The 26793-nt window shown below is 60.3% G+C and carries 24 protein-coding genes; 11 read left to right on the top strand and 13 right to left on the bottom strand.

Going from position 1 to position 26793, the window contains the following annotated elements:
* Positions 1-5: 5 nt before the first annotated feature.
* The gene (locus M2360_RS01470) at positions 6-1706 is read left to right on the top strand and encodes a long-chain-fatty-acid--CoA ligase (protein WP_280772592.1); all 1701 of its coding nucleotides are present in this window, start codon (positions 6-8) and stop codon (positions 1704-1706) included.
* On the opposite strand, the gene M2360_RS01465 is transcribed toward M2360_RS01470, so the two are convergent.
* From M2360_RS01465 to M2360_RS01450, 4 genes are read right to left on the bottom strand one after another with little or no spacing between them, the layout of a single operon-like run.
* Positions 1703-2368: a metallophosphoesterase family protein gene (locus M2360_RS01465; protein WP_280772591.1), complete on the bottom strand. Its 666-nt coding sequence runs from the start codon at positions 2366-2368 to the stop codon at positions 1703-1705. The genes M2360_RS01470 and M2360_RS01465 overlap by 4 nt on opposite strands.
* An 18-nt stretch (positions 2369-2386) precedes the next feature.
* Complete coding sequence (locus M2360_RS01460; protein WP_280772590.1) at positions 2387-3550, bottom strand: alanine racemase; 1164 nt, start codon at positions 3548-3550, stop codon at positions 2387-2389.
* The gene (locus M2360_RS01455; RefSeq protein ID WP_280772589.1) at positions 3547-4827 is read right to left on the bottom strand and encodes a D-arabinono-1,4-lactone oxidase; all 1281 of its coding nucleotides are present in this window, start codon (positions 4825-4827) and stop codon (positions 3547-3549) included. The genes M2360_RS01460 and M2360_RS01455 overlap by 4 nt, the downstream gene beginning before the upstream one ends.
* A 4-nt stretch (positions 4828-4831) precedes the next feature.
* Positions 4832-6013 carry an MFS transporter gene (locus M2360_RS01450; protein ID WP_280772588.1) on the bottom strand — a complete coding sequence of 394 codons (1182 nt, stop codon included), beginning with the start codon at positions 6011-6013 and terminating at the stop codon, positions 4832-4834.
* 150 nt (positions 6014-6163) lie between these two features.
* On the opposite strand from M2360_RS01450, the gene M2360_RS01445 reads away from it, so the two are divergent.
* Complete coding sequence (locus M2360_RS01445) at positions 6164-6772, top strand: TetR/AcrR family transcriptional regulator (protein WP_280772587.1); 609 nt, start codon at positions 6164-6166, stop codon at positions 6770-6772.
* A gap of 151 nt (positions 6773-6923) precedes the next feature.
* On the opposite strand, the gene M2360_RS01440 is transcribed toward M2360_RS01445, so the two are convergent.
* On the bottom strand, positions 6924-7208 hold the full coding sequence (locus tag M2360_RS01440) for a DUF1127 domain-containing protein (RefSeq protein WP_280772586.1): 285 nt from the start codon (positions 7206-7208) through the stop codon (positions 6924-6926).
* Between the two features lie 130 nt (positions 7209-7338).
* On the opposite strand from M2360_RS01440, the gene M2360_RS01435 reads away from it, so the two are divergent.
* Together M2360_RS01435 and M2360_RS01430 are read left to right on the top strand one after the other, a co-directional pair.
* Complete coding sequence (locus tag M2360_RS01435) at positions 7339-8289, top strand: LysR substrate-binding domain-containing protein (protein ID WP_280772585.1); 951 nt, start codon at positions 7339-7341, stop codon at positions 8287-8289.
* A gap of 156 nt (positions 8290-8445) precedes the next feature.
* Positions 8446-10440, top strand: coding sequence for a CocE/NonD family hydrolase (locus M2360_RS01430; protein ID WP_280772584.1), 1995 nt, complete (start codon positions 8446-8448; stop codon positions 10438-10440).
* Positions 10441-10451: 11 nt separating this feature from the next.
* On the opposite strand, the gene M2360_RS01425 is transcribed toward M2360_RS01430, so the two are convergent.
* Positions 10452-11147, bottom strand: coding sequence for a hypothetical protein (locus tag M2360_RS01425; RefSeq protein WP_280772583.1), 696 nt, complete (start codon positions 11145-11147; stop codon positions 10452-10454).
* 52 nt (positions 11148-11199) lie between these two features.
* Between M2360_RS01425 and rfbF the strand changes: the two genes are divergently transcribed.
* The 6 genes from rfbF to M2360_RS01395 all read left to right on the top strand — a co-directional run bounded on the left by rfbF (position 11200) and on the right by M2360_RS01395 (position 17498).
* Complete coding sequence (gene rfbF, locus M2360_RS01420; RefSeq protein ID WP_280772582.1) at positions 11200-11970, top strand: glucose-1-phosphate cytidylyltransferase; 771 nt, start codon at positions 11200-11202, stop codon at positions 11968-11970.
* A gap of 1 nt (position 11971) precedes the next feature.
* Entirely contained in the window at positions 11972-13057 is a 1086-nt protein-coding gene (gene rfbG / locus M2360_RS01415) for a CDP-glucose 4,6-dehydratase (RefSeq protein ID WP_280772581.1), read from the top strand.
* Positions 13054-13617 (top strand): dTDP-4-dehydrorhamnose 3,5-epimerase family protein, encoded by a 564-nt coding sequence (locus tag M2360_RS01410; protein WP_280772580.1) that lies wholly within the window; start codon positions 13054-13056, stop codon positions 13615-13617. The genes rfbG and M2360_RS01410 overlap by 4 nt, the downstream gene beginning before the upstream one ends.
* Positions 13614-14840 carry a class I SAM-dependent methyltransferase gene (locus tag M2360_RS01405; protein ID WP_280772579.1) on the top strand — a complete coding sequence of 409 codons (1227 nt, stop codon included), beginning with the start codon at positions 13614-13616 and terminating at the stop codon, positions 14838-14840. The genes M2360_RS01410 and M2360_RS01405 overlap by 4 nt, the downstream gene beginning before the upstream one ends.
* Before the next feature lie 248 nt (positions 14841-15088).
* The gene (locus tag M2360_RS01400) at positions 15089-16324 is read left to right on the top strand and encodes a glycosyltransferase family 2 protein (RefSeq protein ID WP_280772578.1); all 1236 of its coding nucleotides are present in this window, start codon (positions 15089-15091) and stop codon (positions 16322-16324) included.
* A gap of 97 nt (positions 16325-16421) precedes the next feature.
* A complete protein-coding gene (locus M2360_RS01395) occupies positions 16422-17498 on the top strand; it encodes a radical SAM protein (protein WP_280772577.1) in 1077 nt (358 codons plus the stop codon).
* Between the two features lie 73 nt (positions 17499-17571).
* Here M2360_RS01395 and M2360_RS01390 read toward each other — a convergent pair whose 3' ends face one another.
* From M2360_RS01390 to M2360_RS01380, 3 genes are read right to left on the bottom strand one after another with little or no spacing between them, the layout of a single operon-like run.
* Positions 17572-18384 carry a cephalosporin hydroxylase family protein gene (locus M2360_RS01390; RefSeq protein WP_280772576.1) on the bottom strand — a complete coding sequence of 271 codons (813 nt, stop codon included), beginning with the start codon at positions 18382-18384 and terminating at the stop codon, positions 17572-17574.
* A gap of 12 nt (positions 18385-18396) precedes the next feature.
* A complete protein-coding gene (locus tag M2360_RS01385; RefSeq protein ID WP_280772575.1) occupies positions 18397-19482 on the bottom strand; it encodes an FkbM family methyltransferase in 1086 nt (361 codons plus the stop codon).
* On the bottom strand, positions 19479-20696 hold the full coding sequence (locus M2360_RS01380; protein WP_280772574.1) for an FkbM family methyltransferase: 1218 nt from the start codon (positions 20694-20696) through the stop codon (positions 19479-19481). Before M2360_RS01380 ends, M2360_RS01385 begins: the two co-directional genes overlap by 4 nt.
* A 117-nt stretch (positions 20697-20813) precedes the next feature.
* Between M2360_RS01380 and M2360_RS01375 the strand changes: the two genes are divergently transcribed.
* Positions 20814-21641, top strand: a complete 828-nt coding sequence (locus tag M2360_RS01375) for an NAD(P)-dependent oxidoreductase (protein WP_280773058.1) — start codon at positions 20814-20816, stop codon at positions 21639-21641.
* A 77-nt stretch (positions 21642-21718) separates the two neighbouring features.
* Here M2360_RS01375 and M2360_RS01370 read toward each other — a convergent pair whose 3' ends face one another.
* From M2360_RS01370 to M2360_RS01355, 4 genes are all read right to left on the bottom strand, one after another.
* Positions 21719-22144 carry a DoxX family protein gene (locus M2360_RS01370; RefSeq protein WP_280772573.1) on the bottom strand — a complete coding sequence of 142 codons (426 nt, stop codon included), beginning with the start codon at positions 22142-22144 and terminating at the stop codon, positions 21719-21721.
* 172 nt (positions 22145-22316) lie between these two features.
* The gene (locus M2360_RS01365) at positions 22317-22745 is read right to left on the bottom strand and encodes a hypothetical protein (RefSeq protein ID WP_280772572.1); all 429 of its coding nucleotides are present in this window, start codon (positions 22743-22745) and stop codon (positions 22317-22319) included.
* 696 nt (positions 22746-23441) lie between these two features.
* Positions 23442-25673 (bottom strand): methyl-accepting chemotaxis protein, encoded by a 2232-nt coding sequence (locus M2360_RS01360; protein ID WP_280772571.1) that lies wholly within the window; start codon positions 25671-25673, stop codon positions 23442-23444.
* A gap of 191 nt (positions 25674-25864) precedes the next feature.
* Positions 25865-26761, bottom strand: coding sequence for a ribokinase (locus M2360_RS01355; protein ID WP_280772570.1), 897 nt, complete (start codon positions 26759-26761; stop codon positions 25865-25867).
* Positions 26762-26793: the final 32 nt, after the last annotated feature.

Raw genomic sequence — 26793 nt, 5'->3', positions numbered from 1 at the left:
AAACAATGAATGCATTCGATTCGAGCTTGCAGCCTATGCCAGGCGACAAGCCATGGCTCAAGTCCTATCCGGAGGGCGTTCCGTCCGAGATCCAGCCTTTGAAACATGCCTCGCTTGGGGATTTGTTCGAAGACGTCGTGAGCCGCAACGGCCATAAACCTGCCTATACCTGCATGGGCAAGACGCTGAGTTTCGGTGATATCGACAGGCTTTCGCGCCAGGTCGCGGCCTGGCTGCAGCAAAAGGGCCTGCAGCGCGGCGACCGCGTCGCGATCATGTTTCCCAATATCCTGCAATTTCCCGTGGTCGCGCTGGCGGTGTTGCGGGCAGGCTATGTGGCCGTTAACGTCAATCCGCTCTACACGCCGCGCGAGTTGAATTATCAACTCAAGGACGCCGGCGCCAAACTGCTGTTCACGCTCGAGAATTTCGCTGCGACCGTGCAACAGTCCCTGCCCGGAACGGGCGTGGAGACCGTGGTCGTCGCCACCATGGGCGATCTGCTCGGCCTGAAAGGCCATCTCGTCAATTTCGTGGTGCGCAAGGTCAAGAAACTCGTGCCGCTCTGGACCTTGCCGGGCCATGTACCGTTCAAGACCCTGCTCGCGGAAGCGCAAGGCCTGCGCTTCCGGCCTGAAAGCGTCAGTGCCTCCGATGTTGCGTTTCTGCAATATACCGGCGGCACGACGGGCGTCGCCAAAGGCGCGGTGCTGACGCATGGCAATATTCTCGCCAATGCCGAACAGACTGCGGTCTGGCTGTCGGTTCTCTATCGGCGCGCCAACAAGCCAGAGGATTTCACCTTTATCTGCCCATTGCCGCTCTATCATATCTTTGCGCTCACCGTGAATCTGGTCATGGGCATGAAGGAAGTGGCGCGCAATGTGCTGATACCCAATCCGCGCGACATTCCAGCCTTTGTGAAGGTGCTGCGTTCGGAAAAGATCCATGTCTTTCCAGGCCTCAACACGCTGTTCAACGCCCTGGTCAACAATGAGGAGTTCAAGAAGCTCGACTTCTCGAACCTCATCCTCAGCCTGGCCGGCGGCATGGCCTGCCAGAGGCCGGTGGCCGAACGCTGGCAGGCGGTGACCGGTTGCCCGATCTCCGAAGGCTATGGTTTGTCCGAGACCTCGCCGATCGCCACCGTCAACCGTCTCGACGCCGGCTCCTTCACCGGCACGATCGGCCTGCCGCTGCCCTCAACCGATATCCAGATCCAGGACGACGATGGCAGACAGGTTCCACTCGGCGTGGTCGGAGAGATCTGCATCCGCGGCCCGCAGGTGATGTCCGGCTATTGGAACAAGCCGGAGGAAACCGCCAATGTGATGACGCCGGATGGCTTCTTCCGCTCGGGCGACATGGGCGTGATGGATGAAAACGGCTATATCCGCATTGTCGACCGCAAGAAGGATATGGTGATCGTCTCCGGCTTCAACGTCTATCCGAATGAAGTGGAAGAGGTGGTCGCCTCACATCCCGGCATTCTTGAAGCCGCCGTGATCGGCGTGCCGGACGAGCATTCAGGCGAGGCGGTGAAACTGTTCGTGGTGCGCAAGAACCCGGATCTCACGGCGGCGGACATCAAGGAGTATTGTGCGTCTCGGCTAACGAATTACAAGCGGCCCAAATATATCGAATTCCGTGACAACCTGCCGAAATCCAATGTCGGCAAGATCCTCCGGAAGGAATTGCGGAGCTAAGCCTTCCAGCGATAGCGGCTGTCAACGCTCAGAAAACGCGTCGGACCGCCGGGGACGGCGTCATCGAAGACGGCCGCCGTCAGGCGATCGCCAAACACGCAACCGCTGTCAATATTGCTGCGTTGGCCGCGCGTGATGGGGTTCTCATCGCGCGGTGTGTGGCCGTGGCAAAAGTGCCGGCCGAAAAAATCACCATCATCGTCCTCCGGCTGCGGTCTGCGCCAGAGCAGTGTCTGTTCGGTTTGCATGTCCAACTCGAGCCTGCGGTCCAGGCCCGCATGGGCAAAGATACGATAAGCATCGACGTGGATCAAAGGCAGTTGCCTGAGCCAGAGCAGATGTTCTGCGGGCACGCGGCCGCGATAGGACTGAAGCGTTTCCTCGCCACCATTGTGTAGCCAGAAGCCGTTCTCATCGTCTCCTGCTAACGCATCGACCATCAGGCGCTCGTGATTGCCCATGAGCGCGATCCAGCGCCAGTCCGGAGATTGCGGCCCGTTCATGACCCGTCTGACAACGCCGGCGCTGTCGGGGCCGCGATCGACATAGTCGCCAAGAAAGATGATCGTGCCAGCTTGATAAGCAAAATCAATCAGATCGAGAAGATTGTCGAGTTCGGTGAGGCAACCGTGTATGTCGCCGATGGCGATGGTGACGCTCATGGATGTCTTTCGGAATGTTCAGCCTGGTGGCAATGGCATCCAGTCTTCGACGATCCGCCCGTCCGAGTAAACCGCGATTGCGCCAAATTGCTGCAGCACCGCTTCGCTCTGGCTCGGCCGGAGAAAGGCGAAATCGCCTTCCCGAACTGGCGAGCCATCCGGCAGCGCCATGAATTGCTGGTTGGAGCTGTGCCCCCAGAGCAGATTTTCCCGCATACCTGGAGGATGGACAGCGGTCGCCATCCATTTGCCGCCATAGAGAAAACAGCCTTCGCGCGGAAACTTGCCGAGCGTCTGCATCAGTTTGGTCAGAAAGGACGGGCCGGGCAGCTGCGCCGTGACGCGCTTGAGGATCGGCGTGGCGATGAACAGGGCTGGGGCGAGTTCGGTGAGTTCTTTGCTGTCGAAATCCGTTGGCTTCAGGAAAGCCGACCCCATGGAGATCTCAGTGGCGAGATCGGGGCCATAGCCGAGCGCGGTGTTGCTGCCGCCGATGTTGAGGATCCTGTGTTCGTCCGGCGAGAGCACGGCGACGAAGGCCTTGTACCGGTCAAGCACCCGGGCGCGTTCGCCGGTCGCGCCGCCGACAAAGCCGGGAATTTTGGCGATATGGGCTTCATAGCCCATCACGCCTTCCAAGCGGATGCGGCTGTTCCGTCGCGCGGCGAAGGCAGACCTCAGCGCCTCGGGAGAGGAAAACCCGCCACGATGCATCCCCACATCGATTTCGGCGGCGACGCGCAAGTCGATGTCCAATGAAGCGGCAAGCTCTGCATATGCGGCCAGGCGTTCGGCGCTGTCGACGAGATGCACGGTCCTGAGGCTGAGCGCTTGCCGCTCCAATGTCGTCGCATGTGCAAGCGCCTGTCGGAGCGCCGCTGTCGGCATCGGTTTGCCGAACAGGATCTCCACATTGGCATGCGCCGCGAGGACGGCCCGGGCAATGGGCAGATGAAAGCTCATCACTTTGTTGGTCTGCAGCCGCGTCATAAGTCGCGCTAGAAGTTCGGGAACCGCAAGCGACTTGTCGACCAGTCGCAAGGCTCGCTCTGGCGGCTTCCTGCGCGCCACGATATCGGCATTGGCGTCCAGCCGGTCGCGATCGATGACAAGCGTCGGCTGATATCGACCGGCCTCCGCCAAAGCGCGGCCGAGGGACGCGAAATAGGGCGCGTCGTTCATGTCTCGATCAGCCGCTTGATGTAAGGCGACACGAACCGTCCGTCGGGATCGAGCATGCGCCGCACGTCCATCGCATCTTTCCAGCGGGGATAGAGCTTTGCGAAATCGGCGCCGGTCAGCGTATGCATCTTGCCCCAATGCGGTCTGCCGCCATAGCGGCGGAAGATCGGTTCAGCGGCGCGCTGGAAGGCAATGGGGTCTTCGGCGGCGTCATGATGAATGGCGATCGAGCAGGTCTGCCGCTTGTAGAACGGGCTGAGCCAGATGTCGTCGGCGCCGACCATACGCACTTCCATTGGGAAATAGACCTCCGGAAAATGTTTTTCGGTGAGGTTTATGATCTCAGCCAAGGCTTTTGGCCCCTCCTCAACCGGCAGATGATACTCCATCTCGTTGAAGCGGGTCTGCCTGTCGCTCGTATACACTTTTAGCCAGTTTTCAACGAAGTCTTCGCGGGGCAGTTTGCGCATCGCGTCTGAAATCAGCTTGCGGCGGAGCCAGGGAAACCACTTCAACAGGTTGCGCGCCAGTTTCAGGGTTTTCAATCCGTCCTCGTCATCCTCAGGCGGCCTTGATGTCGCCGGCTCGTCGGTGATGTCGCTGGCGAGAAACATCGCATGGCCGGAATAGGGCACGAAATAAAACTCCGCCGAGCGATGGGCCGTCATCATCGAATGGAAATTGGCGATCATGTCGCCGATGGGCAGCACCCAGCGTCGTTTGCGCATGCGATAGGTCGGCAGATTGTTGAGCGTCACCTCGCTCAGGATGCCGAAGGCGCCGAGGCTGACGCCGATGGCGTTCATCATGTCGCCGTCCGCATCGCGGGTGAAGACGCGGCGTTGCCCGCGCCCATCGATGAGTTCCACCTTGTGGAGCAGCGTGTGATAGGCGCCCAGCGTCGAGCCCGTGCCATGGGTGGCGGTGCCGAGCGCCCCGCCGATCGACTGCTTGTCGATGTCGCCCATATTGGCGAGCGCCTGGTCGACCCCGTCTAGAATGCGTGTGAGAGCGCCGAGTTTGGTGCCTGCCCGCACCGTCGCCCGGCAGTTCTCGGCGTCGTGGGATACGAGACCCTCGATATGGTCGAGGCAGACGATCGTTCCCTCGCTTGGGACCAGCGGTGTGAAGGAATGCCCGGAGCCGACGACGCGGATGGGACCTGGGGCCGATGTCACGATGTCCTGCAGCGCCTCGACCGTGCGCGGGGTGTCGAAGCGCTGCGGGCGCGCAGTGACATAGCCCGACCAGTTCGACCAGGGTTGCGGCGCATTCATCGTGTCAAACTCCTCTGTGTCTGGATCGGGTGAGGCCGAAGGATAGTGTCAGGACCAGGCTGACCAGCGCCGATGCCCCGGCGAAAACCGCGATCGGCCTGAAGTCGTCGCCGGTGACGAAAAACGAGGCGCCAGCAGGCCCCAGCGCGCCGCCGAACAGTTGCGCGGCGGGCGTCAGAAGCGCTGTGCGACGCGTGCTGTCCGCCGCCACCGTCATGGCGATCTGCCAGGGGGTAACAAACAGCAGCAGGAAGCCGGCGGCGAGCGACAATAGCCAGAACAGCGGCAGGGAAACGCCCTGGGTGAAGGCATAGGCGATGCCGACAGCCGTCAGCGCGCAAAACGACAACATTCCGACATAGGGTATCTTCGGCTCAAGCGCGGTGGCGGCCAGAGCCCCTGCGACCTGCGCAAGCAGCGACACCGACACGATGAGGCCGACAGTGGCGGAGGGCACATTGTTCTGAGCGCCCAGCGGCTCCAGAAACGCCCAGATCGCGCCGGTAAACATATAGAGACTGAAGATCGACAGCAGCGCCAGCGCCGGGCCAAGCGCGATGACCGCTGTTGGGTGAAGCGCAGCGTCTGGCGAGAGCGGGCCGTAGTCGTCGAGAAGACGCGGCGCGACCAACAGGCCGGTCAGGGTCGCGGCCGCCAGCAACAGGAAGCTTCCCGTGGAGCCCCAGGCGGGCGCGACGAGGAGCGCTATGATAGCCGCCGCAGCGCTTTGGGCGAGCGTCTGGACGATGATGAACCAGCCGCCATTGCGCCCGGGGGTCTGGCTGCGGGCAATGAGTTCGATCGCGACCGCGATGAGCCCGCCCTCCACGAATCCGGCGAAAACCCTGACAAGGATGAGCCAGAGAGGGCTCGGGGCAAAGGCTGTCGCCGCATGCGCCGCAGCCGCAAGTCCCAGAAGCAGGAAAGATTTGACCCGCATCGAGCGTGCGCCGCCGATAACCGACAACATCGCCGACCCCAGGCCGATGGCCAACATTTCCAGGGTGGCGAGGATGGCGATTTCATCGAATGTCGCGCGTCCCTCGCTGAAGAGTCCGCCGAGCAGAACCGGCTGCAATCCCAGAGACAATGCGCCGATCGAGCCCACCGCCATGGAGGGGGCGAGGTTGCTTCGCAGCAACGTCTTCAGGCTCCGGCGCAGCGCCGAGCGATATCCACTCTGCACGACCATCCTCCCGCTTGCTTTTTGTTGCGGATTGCTCAATTGGTCTTATTTATATTCCCCTTATAAAAGAATCTGACAGTTGATCATCTTTTTGTCAAGCAGGGGCGCAGAGGGAAAGGCCGCAGCGGCATGCAGGAGCAGGATTCCAATTTGAGGCGTTCTCCGAAACAGGACCGGAGCCGGGAGCGCGTCGAGGAAATATTGGTCGCCGCAAAACAGTTGATCGGCGAAAAGGGCATCGATGCGGTGAAGATGCGCGAGATCGCAGCGTTAGCCGGTGGCCCCATATCTTCGCTCTATCAATACTTTCCCAACAAGTCCTCGATCGTGTCGATGTTGCACAATCAGTGGATTGCGGACCTCGATTCGGTTCTCGAAAGCGGATTGGACGAGGCGAGCAACCTTGAGGAAATCTTCAACGCCGCTGTCGCCATGCTGGATTACTATTATCAGCGCATCATCGCCGATCCCGCAATTCTCGACATGGTCAATGCCGTGCAAGCCGACAAGGGCTCCAAATGCGCCGATATCGCCGCTACCCGCCGCCATGCCGACCTATTCTGTGAAAGTGCGCGTCCCTTTATCGCCGAGGAGCGATTCGAGGCGTTCCAGCGGGTGACGTTCCTGATGTTCCAATTGGCGAGCGGCGCGGTGCGGTTGGCGCTCTCGGTGGGACCGGAGGAATCCGCTGCAGTCATTGCCGACTACAAGATCATGATCAGAACCCAATTGGCCGCCTTCGCCCGCACCGAAAATTGATCGTTGGCCTTCGGCGACGGGTCTGCCAGAAAACAAGCAGAAAAAAACCCGGTGCATTGCTGGGAGGCAATGCGACCGGGCAAATGGCAGGGTCTGCTTGGCGAAACCCTGCGGGGAAACTCGTGCGCCTTCCATCAAAGGCGAAATTCATTCAGAAGCGGCGCAGGCCCCGGGCCGTCCGTTCCCGCGCCTGAATCAACGACGCGTAGGGATTGTCCCGAAACGCCAGATCCAGCGCCTTGTCGATGTCGCGACGGCTCAAGCCGATATCGGCCAATTGCGCGTCATCGAAATCGCGCATCGACGCAATCGTACGTCGGTTTTTGTACGCCCGATAAGTTTTCACAAGGCCGCGCAAGGGGAGTACCGTCCAGTTCTGCAAAAAAATTTTTATGCCGGACTCTGCGCTTCCGGCAATCGTATCGCGCGTTGTCATTGAACTCTCCATGCCGGGCTGACCGGCGGCTGTTGTTTTGATGTTTTCTAGATAAAAAGAATCCTATTGATCAGTCCAACGAATGTTTCTAATCATTATCATCAACGTTCTTTATGTGTGAGGGATATGCATGTCCGCGCCGCTTGACATCGATCAGTTACAGACCTTCGTTGCGATCGCCGACGCGGGTAGTTTCACCAAGGCTGCAGAGCGCGTGTTCAAGACGCAATCGGCGGTGTCGATGCAGATGCGGCGCCTCGAAGAACGCATCCGCAAGCCGCTCTTCGTGAAGGATGGCCGCGGCAACCGTCTGACGCCCGAAGGCGAGAAACTCCTCAATTACGCCCGCCGCATGATCCGGCTGAACAATGAGGCAGTCGCAGCCTTCGACGACAACCGGCTGGAAGGCACGCTGAGGATTGGCACGCCTGATGACTACGCCGACCGCTACATGCCAGAAATCATCCAGCGTTTCGCGCGATCGCATCCGAATGTCGAACTCTATATCGAATGCGAGCCCTCGGTGGCGCTGGCGGAGAAAATGGGGCGCGGCGAACTTGATATCGCTCTCGTCACCCATAATCCGCTCGAACGTGAGTCTGAGGTGGTCCGAACCGAGCCGCTCTGCTGGGTGACATCGGCCAATCATCCTCTGCCGGAAAACGCGCCTGTGCCGCTGGCGCTCGGCCGGCGCGATTGTCAGTGGCGCAGGCTCGCCTGCGCTTCGCTGGATTCCATCGGTCGTGAATATCAGATCCTGTTCACCAGTTGGTCGTCCACCGTCGTGGCGGCTGCCGTGCTCGCCGGCATGGCTGTTTCGGTTCTGCCGGAATCGGCGTTGCGCACCGGCATGAAGGTTCTCGGACAACCGGACGGCTTTCCGCCGCTCGCGCCTGTCCAGATCGGCATCATGAAGCGCACGGGCCTGTCGACCTCGCTGACCAACGCCATCACCGCGCATATCTCCGCCTGTCTGGACAACATCACGCCCGCCAATGTCGATGATGAACTCGATCGTGATGTGAAAATGTGGCCTCGCATGCCCCGGCTGAAGGCCGGCCATATGCTGCCCGGCTGGTGACGCTGGCTGCCATTCGACGCCGCCCATTAGATAATTATAATGATATAAGTTGGCCGCAAATGGGCCTGCCCGGGGCGCTTTTGAAATGACATTCAGCGCCCTGGCTCCTAGACTTGTCCTTGAGACGACTGCATCTTTTCATCGCACGGAAACACCATGGCCGATCGCTCCTTCACCACGATTGAAAATCAATGGATCACCCTGAAGGACGGCGCGCGCCTCGCCGCCCGCATCTGGATGCCCGACAATGCCGAGGCCGATCCGGTGCCGGCGGTGTTCGAATTCCTCCCCTATCGCAAGCGTGACGGAACGAGCCCGCGCGACGAATCCACCTATCCGGTCTTTGCCGCCGCCGGCATCGCCGGCGTTCGCGTCGATATCAGGGGTTCTGGCGAATCCGACAGCGTGATCGACGGCGAATACACGCCGCTGGAGCTCGCCAATGCCTGCGAACTCATCGCCTGGATCGCGGAGCAGCCCTGGTGCAACGGCTCGGTCGGCATGATGGGCATTTCCTGGGGCGGCTTCAATTCGCTGCAGGTCGCGGCGCTTCGCCCGCCGGCGCTGAAGGCGGTGATCTCCATCGCCTCGACGGTCGATCGCTATAATGACGACATCCACTACAAGAATGGCTGCCATCTGTCGGCGCAACTGTCCTGGGCGGCGACCATGCTCGCCTATCAGTCGCGCTCGCCCGATCCGGAACTGACCGGCAATCGCTGGAAGGAAATGTGGCTGGAGCGGCTCGACGCCGAACCCTTCTTTCTGGAGGAATGGCTCGAGCATCAGCGTCGCGACGATTTCTGGAAGCATGGTTCGATCTGCGAGAATTTCGACGACGTGCAGATCCCCACTTTGGTGATCGCCGGCTGGGCCGACGGCTATCGCAACACGCCCCTAAAGGCGGTGGAAGGCCTGGGCGACAAGGCCAAGGCGATCATCGGCCCCTGGGTGCACAAATATCCGCATTTCGCCTGGCCCAAGCCGCGCGCCGATTTTCTCGGCGAAGCCATCCGCTGGTGGAGCCGCTGGCTGAAGGGCGAAGAGAACGGCGCAGAAGACCTGCCGCAGGTGCGCGCCTATATCATGGACGCCGTAAAACCCGCCGCCCGCCGCGATTTCGATCCCGGCTTCTGGATTGCGAAATCGCACTGGAATAAGCCTGTCATGGATGTTCTGCGGCTCGACGCGGGTCTCTCGCTTGCATCGGGCCCGGCAAGCCAAGCCGGAGGAAGGGTGTTGTTGCGCTCGCCGTTGGCCACCGGCACGGCGTCCGGGGAATATTTCACCCTGAAGCCAGATGCCGAAATGGCCGTTGATCAAAGAAGCGACGACGCCGGCTCGCTGGTTTTCGAGACTGAAGCTCTTGCCGAAGCCCGCGACTATCTCGGCATGCCCGTCGTTCGGCTCAAGCTCAATTCCGACGCCGAACTCGCCAATCTCTGCGCCCGCCTCGTCGACGTTCATCCAGATGGGACCGCGCTGCGGGTTAGCTTCGGCGTTCTCAACCTCGCGCATCGGGCCTCCAACGAGTTTCCGGAGCCGCTTACGCCTGGTGAGGAAACCGAGATCGAGCTGACGCTGGACGCATGCGGTTACCGGTTCGAACCGGGTCATCGCATCCGGCTGTCGCTGTCGACGGCCTATTGGCCGATGATCCTGCCGCCGCCGACGGATGCGACGCTCGATATCGATCTCGGTGCGATCGAACTGATGCTCCCTATGCTGGGCGAGGCCGAACAAATCGCGATGAAGGAGCCGGAAAATCCTTCGCCGCTGCCGACCTATATCGAACATGCGCCTTCCGAGACCCTGCGTTCGGTGATGCGCGATCTGACCCATGCCCGTACAGAATACCGGATCCATGAGGACACCGGCCTGCACGAGCATCCAGACACCGGGCTTTCGACGCGGCAGTTGCGTGAAGAAGTCTGGACGATTGCCGACAATGATCCGACGTCGATGACCGGGACGTCGGTATGGACCTGCGACATGGCGCGGCCCGGCTGGTTCGTCCGCACCATCTCGACGGCGCGGATCGCCTGCAGCGCCGAAAACTGGATCATCAGCGCCGAAGTGGTGGCGATCGAAGGCGAAGACGAGTTCTTCCGTAAAACCTATGAGAAGACGATCGCGCGCGACAGGATGTGAACGCGGCCCGGTTATGTGGGGAGGCGCGGTGGAAGAGCATGAACAAATGGCTCCACCGCGTCGCCGGGTTTGGACTTCTTGAGTCGAAACAGGATGTCGGTCTCCCATTTCTCCGGATCGGGCTCGGAAAGGCTGCATACCTTGAACACGTTGAGAAGGCATCCGAAGTGGAGGCCTTTTTCATCGCGCCTGCTGTCTATTCCGAGCTTCATGTGATTGGCCCATTGAATGGCGATGATATGGACATCGCGCATTCGTTCATAGGAGCCGCGCCAATTCGTCTGGAGGTAATCCGCAGCCGGCAAGCTGCCTGCCTGAAAAGGGCCGTGCGCGCGCATGGGCTTTTCGGTGAAAAAGCCAAAATCGGCCTCGATATTGTCGAAATCCCGGAACGTCTCAAGCCGGAGAAATGCCGCGCCGATCTCCTTGACGCCCTGTTTTGCAGCCTCTTCCCTGGCTTCGTGTAGGAACACGCGCGATTGCTGGATTATCAGCCGAGCCGAAAGCCTCGACCGCAGCGAAATGAATTGCTGGCGCTTGAGGTAATTTTTCTGGGGCATGGATAGCATGTGAGACGTCACTCGCTTCCGGGAAAAGCTGATTGAATCATGCTTTTTCCGGTGTTTTGCTAAAAAAGCAAAGCTACTGATAGGCGCCTTTCCTCGACGCTGCAAGAACTTTAGGCCCGCATAAGCTTCCTCGCGCAAGAATGTCTATAAGGCCCATGGAGCGGCAAGATGATTCGCGGGTGAAGCAGACATGAAGGCTGTGATTTTGGCGGGTGGGCTCGGTTCCAGATTGGCCGAGGAAACGCATACGCGCCCCAAGCCCATGGTCGAGATCGGTTCACGACCGATTCTCTGGCACATCATGAAAATCTATTATGCGCATGGCGTGCGCGATTTCGTGATCTGCTGTGGCTTCAAGGGCTATATGATCAAGGAATATTTCGCCAATTACAGCCTGCATATGTCCGATATCACTTTCGATCTCGGCGCGAACCGGCTGGAATTTCACCGCCAGAATGCCGAATCCTGGCGTGTGACACTGGTCGACACCGGCGAAAACTCAATGACCGGAGGACGGTTGAAGCGGGTCGCCTCCTATCTCGATCCGGATGAGCCATTCTGCTTCACTTATGGCGATGGCGTGGCGGATGTCGATATTTCCGCGACGATCGCCTTTCACAAGCGCCATGGCAAACTTGCGACCGTGACCGCCGTGCGTCCGCCGGCCCGCTTCGGGGCGCTGCGGTTTGAGGGCGACGATGTTACCGGTTTCGTCGAGAAGCCGGAAGGCGAGGGCGGCTTCATCAATGGCGGCTTCTTCATTGTGCATCCGAGCGTGATCGACCGCATCGAGGGCGACGCCACCAGCTTCGAGGGTGAGCCGCTCGGCGGTCTCGCCGCCGATGGACAGTTGAAGGCCTGGTTCCACAAAGGCTTCTGGCAGCCGATGGACACGCTTCGCGACAAGATACAGCTGGAAAATCTCTGGGCCTCCGGCAATCCGCCGTGGAAGGTCTGGTGAGATGAACAGGTCCTTCTGGCGCGGAAAACGTGTTTTGCTGACGGGGCATACCGGCTTCAAGGGGGCATGGCTCGCTTTTTGGCTGAAGCGTCTGGGCGCAGAGGTCGGGGGTCTCGCGCTCGGGCCCGCGCAGGATCGTCCGGCGCTGCACCTCCTGCTGGGAGGAGCGAAGGATGGTCGCGACATTCTCGATATTCGCCACCGTGACGCAGTGCGGGCGCGTATCCTGGCGGTCAATCCGCAGATCATCCTGCATCTGGCGGCCCAGCCGCTGGTGAGAGCAGGTTATCGCGATCCGTTGGAAACCTTTGAAATCAACGTGCAGGGGACAGCCAATCTTCTCGACGCTGCGCGCATGGTTGAAGGCTTGCGTGTCGTGGTGTCGGTGACGACCGACAAGGTCTATGAAAACGCCGAAACCGGCAATGCGTTTGCCGAGGCCGATCCACTGGGTGGCCATGATCCCTATTCGGCGTCGAAAGCCGCAGCCGATATCGTGACGACAAGCTATCGCCGCTCCTATTTCCTGGCGCGCGGCGTCGGCATTGCGACGGCGCGAGCCGGCAATGTCATCGGCGGGGGCGACTGGGCGGATGACCGGCTGATCCCCGATGCGATCAGGGCCTTCGGCGGCGACGGTGAACTCGACATTCGTCGTCCCCGGGCGGTGCGCCCCTGGCAGCATGTGCTTGAGCCGCTGCATGGCTATCTCCTGCTCGCCGAACGGCTATGGCGCGATCCGGAAGCCGGTCCCGCCTACAATTTTGGTCCTGATTCGGACAATGCGACCAGCGTGCGCGATCTCCTGGAGCGTTCGGCGACCTATTTCGATCTCGCCCGTATCCGCTGGGGCGATGGCGCGGAGGGGCCGCATGAAGCGGGACTGCTGACGCTCGACAGCAGCCGCGCGCGCGGCGAATTGGGTTTCGCGCCCCGCTTCGATCTCGACGAGACGATCGCCAGAACCTGGAGTTGGTATAGGGGCCTCGCCGGCGGCGTCTCGGCCGAAACGCTTTGCGGGCATGATGTCGACGCCTTCGAAGCCCGATTGGGCCACCCTTCGGCCATCGAGAGGAGATCTGCATGACCGGCCGCTTCAATGCCAGCCGCACGCCTTTTTCGGGTCTGATCTTGTTGACGCGCAAGCGTCTGGCCGATGATCGCGGTCATCTCAGCCGTTTGTTCGACGCCGAGGGGTTGGCCGCCTATGGCTGGCTCGGCGGCATCGCCCAGGTCAATGAAACCGTCACGCTCAAGCGCGGGACGGCAAGAGGATTTCACTTCCAGCGTCCGCCGGTCGCCGACGCCAAGCTCGTCACCTGCCTGCGCGGGTCCGTGCTCGACGTCGCCGTCGATATCCGCAAGGGCTCGCCGACATTTCTCCAGCATTTCGCCGTCGAATTGTCGGAGGACAACTGTGCGTCTCTCCTGATTCCTCAGGGTTTCGCGCATGGCTTCCAGACCCTGAGCGACGATGTGCAACTGCTCTACGCCCATTCAGCGCCCTATCAGGCCGCCTCCGAGGGAGCGCTCAATCTTGCCGATCCGCGGCTGTCAATCGCCTGGCCGTTGCCGCTCGCCAATCTTTCGGAACGGGACAGCTCCCATGCCATGCTGGACGCCGCCTTTGAGGGAATAGACTTATGAAATGCCGGCATTGCGGAGGCGAGACCTTCTGGCCGTTTCTCGATCTCGGAACGGCGCCGCCGTCCAACTCCTATCTCGCCGCCGATCAACTGGCTGCCCCCGAGCTCTGGTATCCCCTGGTCATCAGGACCTGCGCCTCCTGTCTTTTGACGCAAACCGAGGATTTCGCCAGCCGCGAGACGTTCTTTTCGGATAGCTACGCCTATTTCAGCTCGTTTTCGACCTCCTGGCTCAATCATGCCCAGGCCTATGTCGCGGCGATGAAAACCCGCTTCGGCTTTGCCGACGGCGCGCGCCTGGTCGAAATCGCCGCCAATGACGGCTATCTCCTGCAATACGCCAAAGCCGCCGGCTTTTCATGCCTGGGTGTGGAGCCGACCGCGAGCACGGCCGCAGCCGCCCGCGCCAAGGGCCTCGACATGGTCGAAGAGTTTTTCGGCCTCGCGTTGGCCGAACGTCTCAAGGCGGACGGTTGGAGCGCCGATCTGATGGCGGCCAACAATGTGCTCGCACATGTGCCTGACATCAATGATTTCGTGTCCGGCTTCGCCCGCCTGCTGAAGCCGGAAGGCGTGGCGACCTTCGAGTTCCCGCATCTGCTCAACATGGTCGAACAGCACCAGTTCGACACCGCCTATCACGAACACTATTCCTATCTTTCGCTTCATGCGGTGAAGCGGGTGTTCGAAGCCAATGGTCTCCGGGTTTTCGATGTCGAGACGACGCCCTGGCACGGCGGCAGTCTCAGAGTCTTCGCCAGCCGCACTGACGCACGCTCAAGGCCTGAGCAAGCCTCCGTGGGCATGATGATGGCGACCGAGGCACGCGCCCGGATGCTGGAGCCCGATTTCTACACCGGCTTTCAGGCCGAGGCCGAGCGGGTGCGAAATGATGTCGTGGCCTATCTGATCGAATGCCGCCGCAAGGGCCTTTCCGTCGCGGCCTATGGCGCGGCGGCGAAAGGCAATACGCTGCTGAATTTCGGCGGTGTCAGGCGCGATCTCATCTCGTTCGTGGTCGACAAGAACCCGGCCAAGAAGGGAACCTATCTGCCCGGCAGCCGGATCCCCGTGGTCGACGAAGCGAGGCTGATAGCCGAGAGGCCCGACAGGGTGGTGATACTGCCATGGAACATCCAGACCGAAATCATGACGCAACTTTCCTATATCAGAGACTGGGGTGGGAAGTTCGCGACAGCCATACCGACGCTGCGGGAGATGTGACGGCGCTCGTCGCCCTCGATGTGGTTGCGCCGAGCCTGAAGCCGGGTGAGGCTTCTGTCGAAGCCCCCAAGGACCTTCCGCGCCGCGCGCATGCCTGAGCGCCGATCCGCGCCGTCGCTCTTTGCCCTCCACAGGGCCGATGCGCCTGAGAATCCGAGCTTTCTATCCTTGCTTTCGGCCAAGTTTCGGCGGCAGCCAGTTTCGCTTAAGCCAACACGGCTAGTCTCCGCCGATCACGGAGTCCTCTCATGCCGGCCCTGAAGCCCGTTCTGTCCATTTGCGTGCCGTCCCGCAATCGCCAGCCCTATTTCAAGCAGACGATTGAGGCGTTGCTGCGGTCCGATCGCGAAGATGTCGAATTCGTTTTCGTCGACAATTCCGATCAACCCGGGATCATGGACGACTTCATGCGTCCTTTTCTCGCTGACTCCCGCATCCGCTATGTCACCAGCGGCGAGAAGACCCGCTCGATGCTGGAAAACTGGAATATGGCTATGGAGGCGTCGACCGGACGCTGGGTGACGTTCATCGGCGATGACGACTATGCCGATCCCGACGCCGCCGGCGTCATTCTCAAGATCGAGGCGGAGCGGCCGGGCGTCGAGGCGATCGACTGGGCGAAATTGTTCTACACCTGGCCCGATGGCGAAAAGCCCGCTTCCGGTCAGATTGTGCAGACGCTGACCGCCGTCCATGACGTCTCGCATGATCTGATCAAGGATCGCGCCTATCGTTTTCGTCAGGCGAGCAATATCATCGTCTCCGGATTTTCGATCTATCATGGCGCCGCCTCGCGCCAACTGATCGATCGCATCAAGGCGCGCTATGGCGGCGCCTTCTTCGAATTCCCGGTGGTCGACTACGAGAGCATCTACAAGATCATCGCCAATGGGCGTGGCTTCGTCCATTGCGCCCGACCGCTGTCGGTGCTCGGCGTCTGCCCGATGTCCAACACCGCCGGCATCAAGAGCTTGAAGGATCAGGAGGCCAAGCAGGCGCTGTTCGACAAGGAACTCGATGCGCCGCTCGACCAGATGGATTGCTTCAAGGATTATCCGTTCAAAAGCCGCTTTGGGCTGATGGCCTGCATCGGCATGGTGCATCACTGGTTTTCCAAGCGCCATGGCGTCGCCTTTTCCGGCTTTGAGGACAATTTTGTCCAGGCCTGCATGAACCAGTGCGCCGCAGCCGCCTCTGCCGAGGACTTCGAGATCACGGTGGCTCGCTACCGCACAGCCTTCTCCAAATGGAAGGGCGGCAAATATCTCCGGCAGTTCAAGCCCGCCTATCCGGAACGTCCGGGCAATGTGGCGCCCTTTTCCGGGTTGACGCCGGAGAAGCTGTTGGTGGTCAGCGCCGACAATCCCCATTGCCGGACATGCGAAGACTATTATCGCTTCGTCTCGGCGGCGCTTCTGCCGGTATCCGAAATTGTCGCCGATTTTCAGTTCGTGGTCGATGAAAAGGCCAAGAAGCGGGCATGAGGCGGGAGCGGCATAAAAGCTTTGTTTGCATTTGCTGCCCTATAGTTAATGCAGCCGAAAGGCGCGCTGTCATCTGGGCGGGGAAGGAAAGTTCGACATGCTGACATTCCAGCAAGCCAAGGATCCGCAATTCATGGCGATCCGGGCCCGCAATCTCACCGCAGCGCTGCTCGATCGAAAGATCCTGACGCTGGTGATCGAAGCGGCCTCTGCCTGCAATCTGAAATGCACCTTCTGCGACGCCCATTCCGGCCGCGCGCCAAAATTCCGCGAACATGCCGGCGTGATGAAGGAAGAGACCTGGGAGAAGATCCTGTCGGATCTCCGCGTCTATGTCGCCGAGCGCGGGCCGCTGGCGATGATCCAGTTCCATGGCAATGGCGAGCCGCTGCTCAACAAGAAAATCGGCGGGATGATCGCCAAGGTGAAGGCTGAAGGCTTCGCGCTGAAAACCCGCGTCATCACCAACGGCATTCTGCTCAACGAGACCAAGGCTCGGGAACTGATCGCCGCCGGTTTGGATGAGATCCATATCAGCGTCGATACGCTCGATCGCGATAAATACAACACGGTCAAAGTGGGCGATTTCGCCGAACGGGTGGCCGCCAATCTTCGCGCTGTCATTCCGGTTGTCGAAGCCGAGGGCAAGACCGAGCTCTACATCAAATATTTCGCCGCCGAGGAGGATAACTCTTATGGCATCACCCAGGCGGATTCGGATTCGGTGTTCAACGAATTCGCCGAGGCCGCCCGCAAGTCCAATGTCGTGCATCTGAAGCAGCAGCCGCTGGTCGATGTCGGCAAGGGCATGCTGGACGGCAAGGACGGCATGGCCGCGCCCTGCGAAATCCCCTTCTATCTCCTTTATGTCATGCACAATGGCAAGGTTTCGGCCTGCTGCTCCGACGTGTTCAACGGCCTGACCGTCGGACATCTGATGGAGGAGCTTCCGCCGACCAAGGCGCATCTGGGCGGCTCGATCCTCGAAGTCGTCGATTCCGTCGCGCTTTACGAGATCCGCCGCAAGCATCTCAATGGCGGCTGCAACGACATCAAGCTCTGCGCCGGCTGCGGCAACCGCACTGCCGTCGACGTCTCGCAACTGCCTGCAGATATCAGGCGTCAGTTGGACGCGGCCATCGTGCCGCCGACGGCGGCGCAGGCGGCGGAATAATTCAAGCCCCATCTGAACAATGAAAAAGCCGGGCGTTCGACCCGGCTTTTCTCATTGCTGTGCGCGGTTCCTGTCACACCCGCTTCAGGAACCCATCCGGCGAAGCGGTGATGGCGATCTTGTGTTCGATGGTGAGGTCGATGTCGAGGTTCAGCGGCTCGCCGTCGCGGCCCTTGCGGCCTTCGCTCTCCAGGCGCTTGCGATATTCCCAGACGGCCGTCTTCGGATTGTCGCCCTTGCCCCAGGGGCGATCGGCGGTGAAGCCCTCCGGCAGGTCTTCGACGCCGGTGTCCCACACCACGCAATAGGAGCCCTTGCTGACATAAGGCGCGTAAAGCTCCAGTTCCTGAAGCACATGCTCATGCGTATGGTTGGAATCGAGGAAGACCATGATCCGCTCATAACCCTCGGCATGCTGTTCGATCTGGGCCATCACCTCGGCGGAGACGGAGGAGCCCTCGATCAGATGGATCTTGTGGCGCATCGGATGGGCGTCGATCGCCGAACGGTTATGGGCGCGGATGTCGATGTCGACGCCGACCACCTTTCTGCGGCTGGCCTTGGGGTCGAGAACCTTGCCTTCGACCACGGCGTCGCAATAATCCATGAGCGCCAGCATCGAGGCCGAGGTCACCAGCGAGCCGCCATGGGCGATGCCGGTTTCGATGATGAGATCGGGCCGGCAGGCCCAGATCAGTTCCTGGATCGCATAGAGATCCTGCGGCACCTGGATGACGGGACGGCCGAGCCAGGTGAAATTCTGTGCATAGCCATGCCGGATCGATTCCCGCACCCAGATATTGGACAGGCCGAGAAAATCTCTGTCTTCGCCGATCTTGCGGATATTGTTGGCGACCAATTGGCGGAAATGTTCGACGGGATCCATAACGGCTTCCTTTCAGGTCTCGACCCAGGCGTAGAGCACCGTTTCCATGAACTGCGGCGAATGGTGCCGCAGCGCGAAACGATAGTCCGGAACGAGCGATTTGATGGTCCGGCTGATGACCGGAATATCCGAGGGGTAATGATAGACGCAGATGGCGAGTTTGGGCCTGTGTCGGCGGATGGTCTCGGCGGCGCCGCGAAGCAGCGGCATTTCCATGCCTTCGACATCCGCCTTGATCATGCTCACACGCTCGCCGGCGAGATGCGCGTCGAGCGAGAGGATCTTGATCGGGTGCTCGCCTGCATCAGACAGCGCCAGGCTGGTCATGTCGCCGCTGCTGGTGGCGGCTGAGGCGGTTTGATCCGTCTCACCCAGCGCGGCTGGGATGACAGCGATCTGGTTCTCGTCGAGCGCCCATTCGCTGATCAGCCGACGGCGGCGATTGGCGAGCGCGCGAAACTGGCGCATGCCCGGCTCGAAGCAGAGCGCCTTGTGAAAGACGCCGTTCTGGCTCCAGAGAAAACGCTCGAGACTGTCGCCGACATAGGCGCCGGCATCGACATAGATTTCCTTCTCCGACCCGCAGAATTGTGGCAGGCAGAAATACTGGTCGCGTTCGAACACCCCCGCGACATAGGCTTTATCGCCCGTCAGCATCGTCGCCATCACCGCGCGCAAAGTCGACCGGGAGCGCTCGTCGGTCAGCCAGTCGTCGTGAATTTGCTTGTAGGCGTCTATATCGCGCGCAACATAATGGGCGTCGACAGAAACATGGGCGATGCCGAGCGCGTCGAGCCTCATGGAGACGTCACGCACCGCGTGGCGGGCGCTGACGAAAACGAAGGGCGGCTTGTCTGCGCCGAGACGGGTGGGGGAGCGGATTTCGAGCCCGTTCACGGTCTGCCCATCCAATTCCGGTTTGCCATCATAGGCGCAATGAAGGTCGACGCCCTGGTTCAGCAGGTCCGTGTGGGCGAAGCGGCCGAGAAAGCCATAGCCATAAAGCGCCGCAGGCTTCGTCCCGGACAGCAGGCCTTCGGGCGTGGATCGGCGGATTTGCCCAGCCCATTCGGCGAGCGTGTCGAAACCGGGCGTCATGGCGCCGACCTTTCGCGGGGCAGGGCGTAAAGCACCGCGCCCGTGCCGCACCAGGCGTGCAGGCGGAGGAGGAAACGATAGTCCTTCAGGGTCTGCATCAGATAGAGCGGCGTGCGCCAGACCCCGTCGTCGTTGTGATAGATAGTCGCGGCGATGATGGGGCGTTGCTTGGCGAGCGTGCGGCTGGCTCCCTTGAGCGCGTCGAGTTCGCCGCCTTCGAGGTGAAGTTTGAGAAATGTTGGTGACAGGTCCAGATCATCCAGCGCCCGCAATTGCGCAACAAGTCCACCGGTGACGGAGAGCTGCGAGGCATAGCCGAGACCGTGATGGAACGAGGCTTCGCCATTGGCCGCGCCGAGCGCGCAATCGAATATGAGCGGCTGTCTTGCCGCATCCGGGAAAGCCGCGGCGAAAGCGTCGGTCATATCCGCGCGATTGAGCGGGTCCGGTTCAATCGCGGTGATGCTGCCCCAATCGGAACGGCGTTTTGAAAGTTCAATCGATACGCCGCCGCGATAGGCGCCCGCGTCGACGAAGCGCTCGTGTTGCGCAAGCAGCGTCTCGACGTCTGGAATGAAGTAGCGATTGGAGGTGTCGACCGGCGCGCCGTCGAACGTCCACTCCTGCCGAAGCCGCCGCCAGGCGAGAAATTGCAGGTGATGGGCGCGCGACATATCATCTTCGAGCCCCTGAAGAACATTGGCCACCATGGCTTGGTCATGCGAGGTGAACGCGTCCAGCCGCCAACCGTTCGACAAGGGGTGAATGTGGCGAAAACGCTGAGAAAAGTCATAGAAAGGCGCGACATGCTGAAAGCCGCGCTCGTGAAGGGCGTTTTCGATGGGCGCATAGGGTGCGGTCGCCACCGTGACCAGGATCTGCGCCTGTTGCTTCAGAGCATCGGGCGCCTCGTCCGGCGCATAAATGGGAATGCCCGCGAATGCGGGATTGTCGCGGGCGGCCTTGGCCCTCTGGTCGATGATGAAAGCCGGTCGAATCCACAGCGCCTTCAGCACATCCAGCGCCATGCGGCCGAAATCGCCGGCGCCGTACAAACCTATTCCCGATTGATCGCGAATAGGCGCGGCGAATGGCGCTCCGTTGGCGATTTCCTCCAGCAGTCCGAGCGACCTGATGACGCCCGGCGGGCTGGAAAATATGCGCGCGCCATGCCGCATTCGGGCGCTGCCTGTCATATCCAAAAGCTGCGGCATCCTACGAATCTCTGGTTAACGGTGATCACCATATTCCCCCGATCCTTGCACGGAGCTATTCATGACGTCGAATACATCCGTGGCGTGGTATTGAACCGGGGGAATTGTTTGAAAACAGTGCTGGTGACAGGTGGAACCGGATTTGTGGGGCGACAGATCGTCAAGTCGCTTCTGAGCCGCGGCTATGGCGTGCGCCTGACCGCGCGGCCCGACCGCGGAGTTTCCGCGGCGTGTCCAGGCCTGGTTGACATCGTCCCGACCGCCGACCTCTTCGGGGAAAGCGAAGCCTGGTGGCTTTCGCGTCTTGAGGGCGTCGATGCCGTGATCCACGCCGCCTGGTTTGTCGAGCCGGGACTATATCTCGATTCCGCAGAGAATATCCGCTGCCTGCAGGGGAGCTTGCGGCTCGCCGATGCGGCCTGTCTCGCCGGTGTGCGGCGTTTTGTGGGCATCGGCACCTGTTTCGAATATCGGCTGCCAAACAGTGGGATCACCGATACATCGCCGCTCGGACCGTTCACGCTCTACGCCGCGGCGAAGCTCGCATTCTATCTCGCCGCCCGACGGCGTTTCGATCACGCAGGCGTCGATTTCGCCTGGGCGCGTCTCTTCTATCTGTTCGGGGAAGGCGAGCATCCGGCGCGCCTCTTTCCGACCCTGCATCGCAAGCTCAAGGCGGGCGAAGCCATGAGCCTGTCGGCCGGCGACAAGATCCGCGATTTCCTCAATGTCGAGATCGCCGGCGCCGATGTGGCCGGATTGGTCGATACCGGCCAGACCGGCGTCGTCAATGTCTGCTCTGGCGAACCGGTGACGTTGCGAGACGCCGCCGAGCGGATCGCCGATCTCTACGGCGCGCGTCATCTTTTGAGTTTTGGCGCCGCACAGGTGCATCCGCGCGATCCGCAGGCGGTGGCGGGGTTGTGCAACGTCATCCGTCGCTGATCATTCCGCAAAATAGTCAAAACAGAAACGGCGGAGCTTGAGGCTCCGCCGCAGTATTTCCAGACTTGTCCGGGGGATCAGCCTGCGCGACGGGCGTCGACCGAATAGGCGCCAGCGCCAGACACGGCGAGCAGGATGTAAGCGCCGGCGAGCGTGAAGTTCTTAAACAACATGATCGAGTTCAGTGCGTTCAGCCAGCCGAGCGCAGCCTCCGGCCAGCCGGGAACGGCGATGGTGCCGCTGTGGAACAACGCGCCGGTGAAGACGCAGAAGGCGGCCAAAGCGAAGCCGGCGATCTTGGTCTGGAAGCCGACGAGTACGGCGAGACCCGCAACCAGTTCGAACAGGCCGGCGAGATAGGCCAGAGCGGTGGCGGCGGGCATGCCGGCGCCAGCGATCATGCCGGCGGTCTGGCCGGGATCCATCAATTTGCCGAAACCGGCCATGATGAACATGAACGACAGAAGGATGCGGGCGATGAGAATGAGGACGTTGTTGGTCATTGGACTCTCCATTTCGATGAAGAGACTAAACCATGTTCTAATTGTTTAGGATATATGCGTAGATGAAGACGTTTCGTCTTCATCTGGTGAACAGTCCGCGCGATCAACGAAACGGTGGAAAAATTTCGGAAAAGCGACCGCCAGGAATTCGCGTTTCGTAAGCGCGCCGGCGTCAGTGCGAGCCTTGAGCCGGAATAATGCGCGGGAAGATGAAGACGCCGCGCATCGCGCCATGGGTGGTGTCGCCAAAGCCCATGGATTCGCCCACGCACATTACCGGCTGGCGCTCTTCTGGGCCGCAAATGATATAGGTCGAGAAGCAGAAGGATGATGGCGACGAAGACGCGTCTTCGAGCAGTTCGAGGATATGAACGCGATCATTTGGCTCGTAGCAGCGCAGCAGGGTCAGAAGCCCACATTCACCCTGTTCCAGGCCATGAAAATAACCGCTGACCCGCCCGATCTGAAACAGGCCATTCGCCAGGTCTCCAACCCATGCTTCCGTCGAGCAGAAACGGTCGACGTCATGCGCGTCCGCATCGCCGTGATCGGTAACAAGGGACTGCCGGAGAAAAGTTGTCGCTTTCGAAATCCTGAACACGTCGATTCCCGCCCGATCAATGATTCAACATATGGGTTGAACACCTAAATCCGCACCACGTTGGCCGTTCCGGCCATTCCTCTCCGAGCACGGATGTCCATTAATTAAATTTCGTCATCGTAGATCAGTTGCGTTCTGACCCGAAGTGTCAACTCGCCGACCTTACGCACTTTACATTCCTGCACAACGATGATTCGGTGCTCTTTTATAAGTTGTTTTATCGCCTGCACAAGCCATGAATAACATCGCGATCTCCAATTTAAAGTAGGTCTTCGAGTGGAAAATTCGCCGACCATCGCCGCTGATAGGAAATTTTGTTAATCCTCAAAATTAAAATTCCACGATATATAAGGAAATCCTGTTGATCGCGGCGATGAAGGCGCGAAAAAAATCAATGTATCCTGCGAATATTCTTCCATGGCGCATGCTTTTATGATGTTCAAAAAGTTGAATTGAAGAAATTGAAGGCGGGGAGGATAAAGAAATCCGACTGAAGAATACAAAGATAATACTTTCCGGCTCCAATGAGAAATAGCGGCAGCAGTGTCGGCGCCGCTAATTTAATCATGTCGCAAAGGAAGGCGCCGTCTCGCTATGGCTTGGCTTTCGGATTTTAGGCCTCCGTTATCTTCCAGATGGCCCGCGGAAAAGGGCAGGGCTGAGCCTCCACCCTTTTTTGAGATCCCATCGCGATGATCAGGCGCGCATCCTGCGGGCCACCGAATGCAAGGCATTGGCGCCTGCATGACCGGAGGTGCGGAAGCGGGCCACCAGGTTCTTGAGGCTCTCGGCTTCTTCACTGAGCGTCATGGAGGCGGCGGTCGTTTCTTCGACCATGGCGGCGTTTTGCTGCGTCACCTGATCCATCTGATGCATGGCCGAGTTCATTTCCTTAAGGCCCGTCGCCTGCTCGCTGGCCGAAACCGAGATCATCTTGATCAGGCCGTTGATCTGCAGAACCTGCTGGGCGATCGCCTGCAGGGTATCTCCGGTCTGGGCAACGAGATTGACGCCGTCATGCACCTGCGCCTCCGACGCGCTGATCAGCGTCTTGATCTCCTTGGCCGCTGTTGCGGAGCGTTGTGCGAGTTCGCGCACTTCCTGCGCCACCACAGCAAAGCCCTTGCCCGCCTCTCCGGCGCGGGCGGCTTCAACGCCTGCGTTCAGCGCCAAAAGGTTGGTCTGGAAAGCGATTTCGTCGATGACGCCGATGATGTTGGAGATCTGGCCCGATGACTGCTCGATGCCCTGCATGGCCTGTATGGCGCTCTGTACGATCTTGCCGGAATGCTCGGCGTCATTCGAGGCCTTCTGCACGGCGCCTGCGGCGTTGCGCGCATTGTCGGCGCTCGACTGCACCTGCTCGGTGAGCTCGTTGAGCGCAGCCGCCGTTTCCTCAAGTTGCGCCGCCTGCTGTTCGGTGCGACGCGACAGATCATTGGCGCTGCTGGAAATTTCGCTCGTGCCGCCGTTGATGGCCACCACTGCCGCATTGACCATCTGCACGGTCTGCTCGAGACTTTCGACGGCGGAATTGAAGTTGTCGCGCAGGCTTTGATATTCACCTGGGAACGCGCCGTCGATGCGACATGTCAGGTCACCGCTTGATAATTTCTCAAGCGCTTTTCCGACTTCGGTGACCACGAGGTTTTGAACCCGCGCATTCTCCAGCCGTTCATTTTCAGTTCGGGCGCGTTCGCTTTCCGTCGCCCGGCGGTGCGCTTCGGATTCGCGCTCGACGTCCTGGGAGCGAGCGAGCTTGTGGCGGAAACCCTCCAGGGCGCGTGCGACGTCGCCGGTTTCATCGGATTGATGCTGGCCGGAGACCACATGCGCATAGTCGCCGTTTTCAAGCCTGACGACATCTGAAATGATGCTTCGGATCGGACGTTGCACGAAGCCGCGGACGGCGTAATAGAGCCCGCCCAGCACGGCGAACAGCAGGGCGACGCCGCCAGCCACCATCAGGATCGTCTGGTCGCGCACCGGACCGGCTAGGGCAGATTGCGGCACATCGATCAGCAGAACCCAGCTCACGCCAAGGCCCGTCAGTTCGAAGGGATAGACAAGACGGTTGAAAGTTTCGCCGTCGGCCCCGTCGAGATCGTCGATCTCGGCTAGTTTGCCGGATTGCATCGCCGATTTCACCACCTCGGGCGCCGCGCCATCATATTCCTTCATCATCTGCTCGGCCTGTGGGGCCACCAACCACTTACCGTCCTGCGACACCAGCATCACACGTCCAGTGCCGAACGGCTTGAGCGCCGAAAGCGACTCGGCCAGCATGCGCAGCGATATGTCCACCCCGCCAACTCCGATCAGCTTGCCGTTGGATATGACCGGAAAGGAGATCGAACTCATTGACGTCGGCACTTCCGTACCTTCGGCGAGATAGGGCTTGGTGATCGAGCCTTTGAGCGTCTTGGCGGAAACGGAGTACCATTCAGCCGCATAGTCGGCGCGGAAGGTGGAATAGAACGCCTCGCCGGTCTTACCCTTGGACCAATAGGGTGTGAAAACGCCGTCTTCGTTGGCGCCGAGATCCTTCTGCTTCTTCAATTCGTCCTTGCGGCCGTCAAATGCCTTGGGCTCTTCGGCGAACCAACTGCCGAACGCCATAGGATGCTGCTCGAGATTGGCGCGCAGCACATTGATGACGCCCTTCCGGTCGAGCGACTTGTCCTGATGGGCGCGTCCGATCACTCCAGTCATGGTGCGGGCGGCGCTGGCAAGTTCGCTGGTCTGTCCGGCGATGAGCGAGGCGATGGATTTGGCTTCCGTCTCCGCCTGGTTTTGGATCAGCGACTGCACGCGGTCCCGGGTTTGGGAAATCAGGAAGAAGTTGGAAACGACGAGAAGGGCTGCGATCGTGGCTCCGGTCACGAGCAACAACTTCATGGCGAGCGATTTCGGCGCGAAGGACGTCATTGGCGGCTAACCTCGAAAACGGACAGGGTGAACAACCCCATCTCCGGCAAATGCCATCAAGATCAGCCGTAAAATATTTCAAAATTGCTAAAAATCAGCTCTGACACATTAGGTATCATGAATCTTTCATATTTGCTGGCCGGGAAATTCTCAGCTTCCCGGCGATTGCTCAGAAATTACGTTCTTGCTGCTTATAAATTGCGCAATTCTGCAAGAAAAGGGATGGATGGCTGCGCTCCTGGTTTCGTGCAGGCCAGAGATCCTGCCACCGCAGCTTGACGGAGACATGATTCGAAATTCAAGCCCGCGTCCAGCCCGGCTCCGAAATAGCCGCAGAACGTGTCGCCGGCGCCAACCGTATCGACAGGGTCGATGTCGAGCCCGGCTGCTGTCAAATAGACACCCTTGTGCATTGCTGCGACGCCGTCAGCGCCAAGCGTGACGATCAGCGTCTGCTGGAATTCCTTATGGCGCGCCTCCATCGTCTCCCTACGTTCCTCTGCCGACAGGTCAGGGCGGCCGACCAGCAGTTCGAACTCGGTTTCGTTGGCGATGACGTAATCGGCCATGGCGGCCAGTTTCGGCGCATCTTCAGTAAAGGGCGCGATGTTGAGGATTGTGCGGACGCCGCGCGCCCGGGCTGCCTTTAACGCTGCCTCGATCGTTGCCGCCGGAATTTCCAGCTGCAGCATCAGGATGTCGCCGCGCTTCATCGACGCCACGGCGGTCTCGGCGTCCTCGACGCCAACCTTTCCATTCGCGCCTGCGATGATCGAAATAACGTTCTCGCCGTCGCTGCCGACAAAGATCAGCGCGACGCCGGTCGCGGTGGCCGCGCTCTTGATGCGCGTCAACTCGACTCCGTCATAGCGAAGATAGGTCAGCGCCGGGCCGGCGAATTCGTCCTCGCCACACGCTCCCACCATGGCGACCTGCGCGCCTGCCCGGCGCGCCGCCAAGGCCTGATTGGCGCCCTTGCCGCCAGGCGCGGTGGTGAAGCGGTCGCCCGTGACGGTTTCGCCAGGCTTGGGAAGACGCGGCACATTGGCGATGAGGTCCATATTGATGGAGCCGAGGACAGTGATCATTGGTTTTCCCGCAGGGCTGTTGTTTTTCTTGA

This window comes from Rhizobium sp. SG_E_25_P2, assembly GCF_029892285.1.
Taxonomy (GTDB): domain Bacteria; phylum Pseudomonadota; class Alphaproteobacteria; order Rhizobiales; family Rhizobiaceae; genus Rhizobium_E.
Note: the sequence above shows the minus strand (reverse complement) of the source record. Positions and strands in the feature narration are given on the sequence as shown.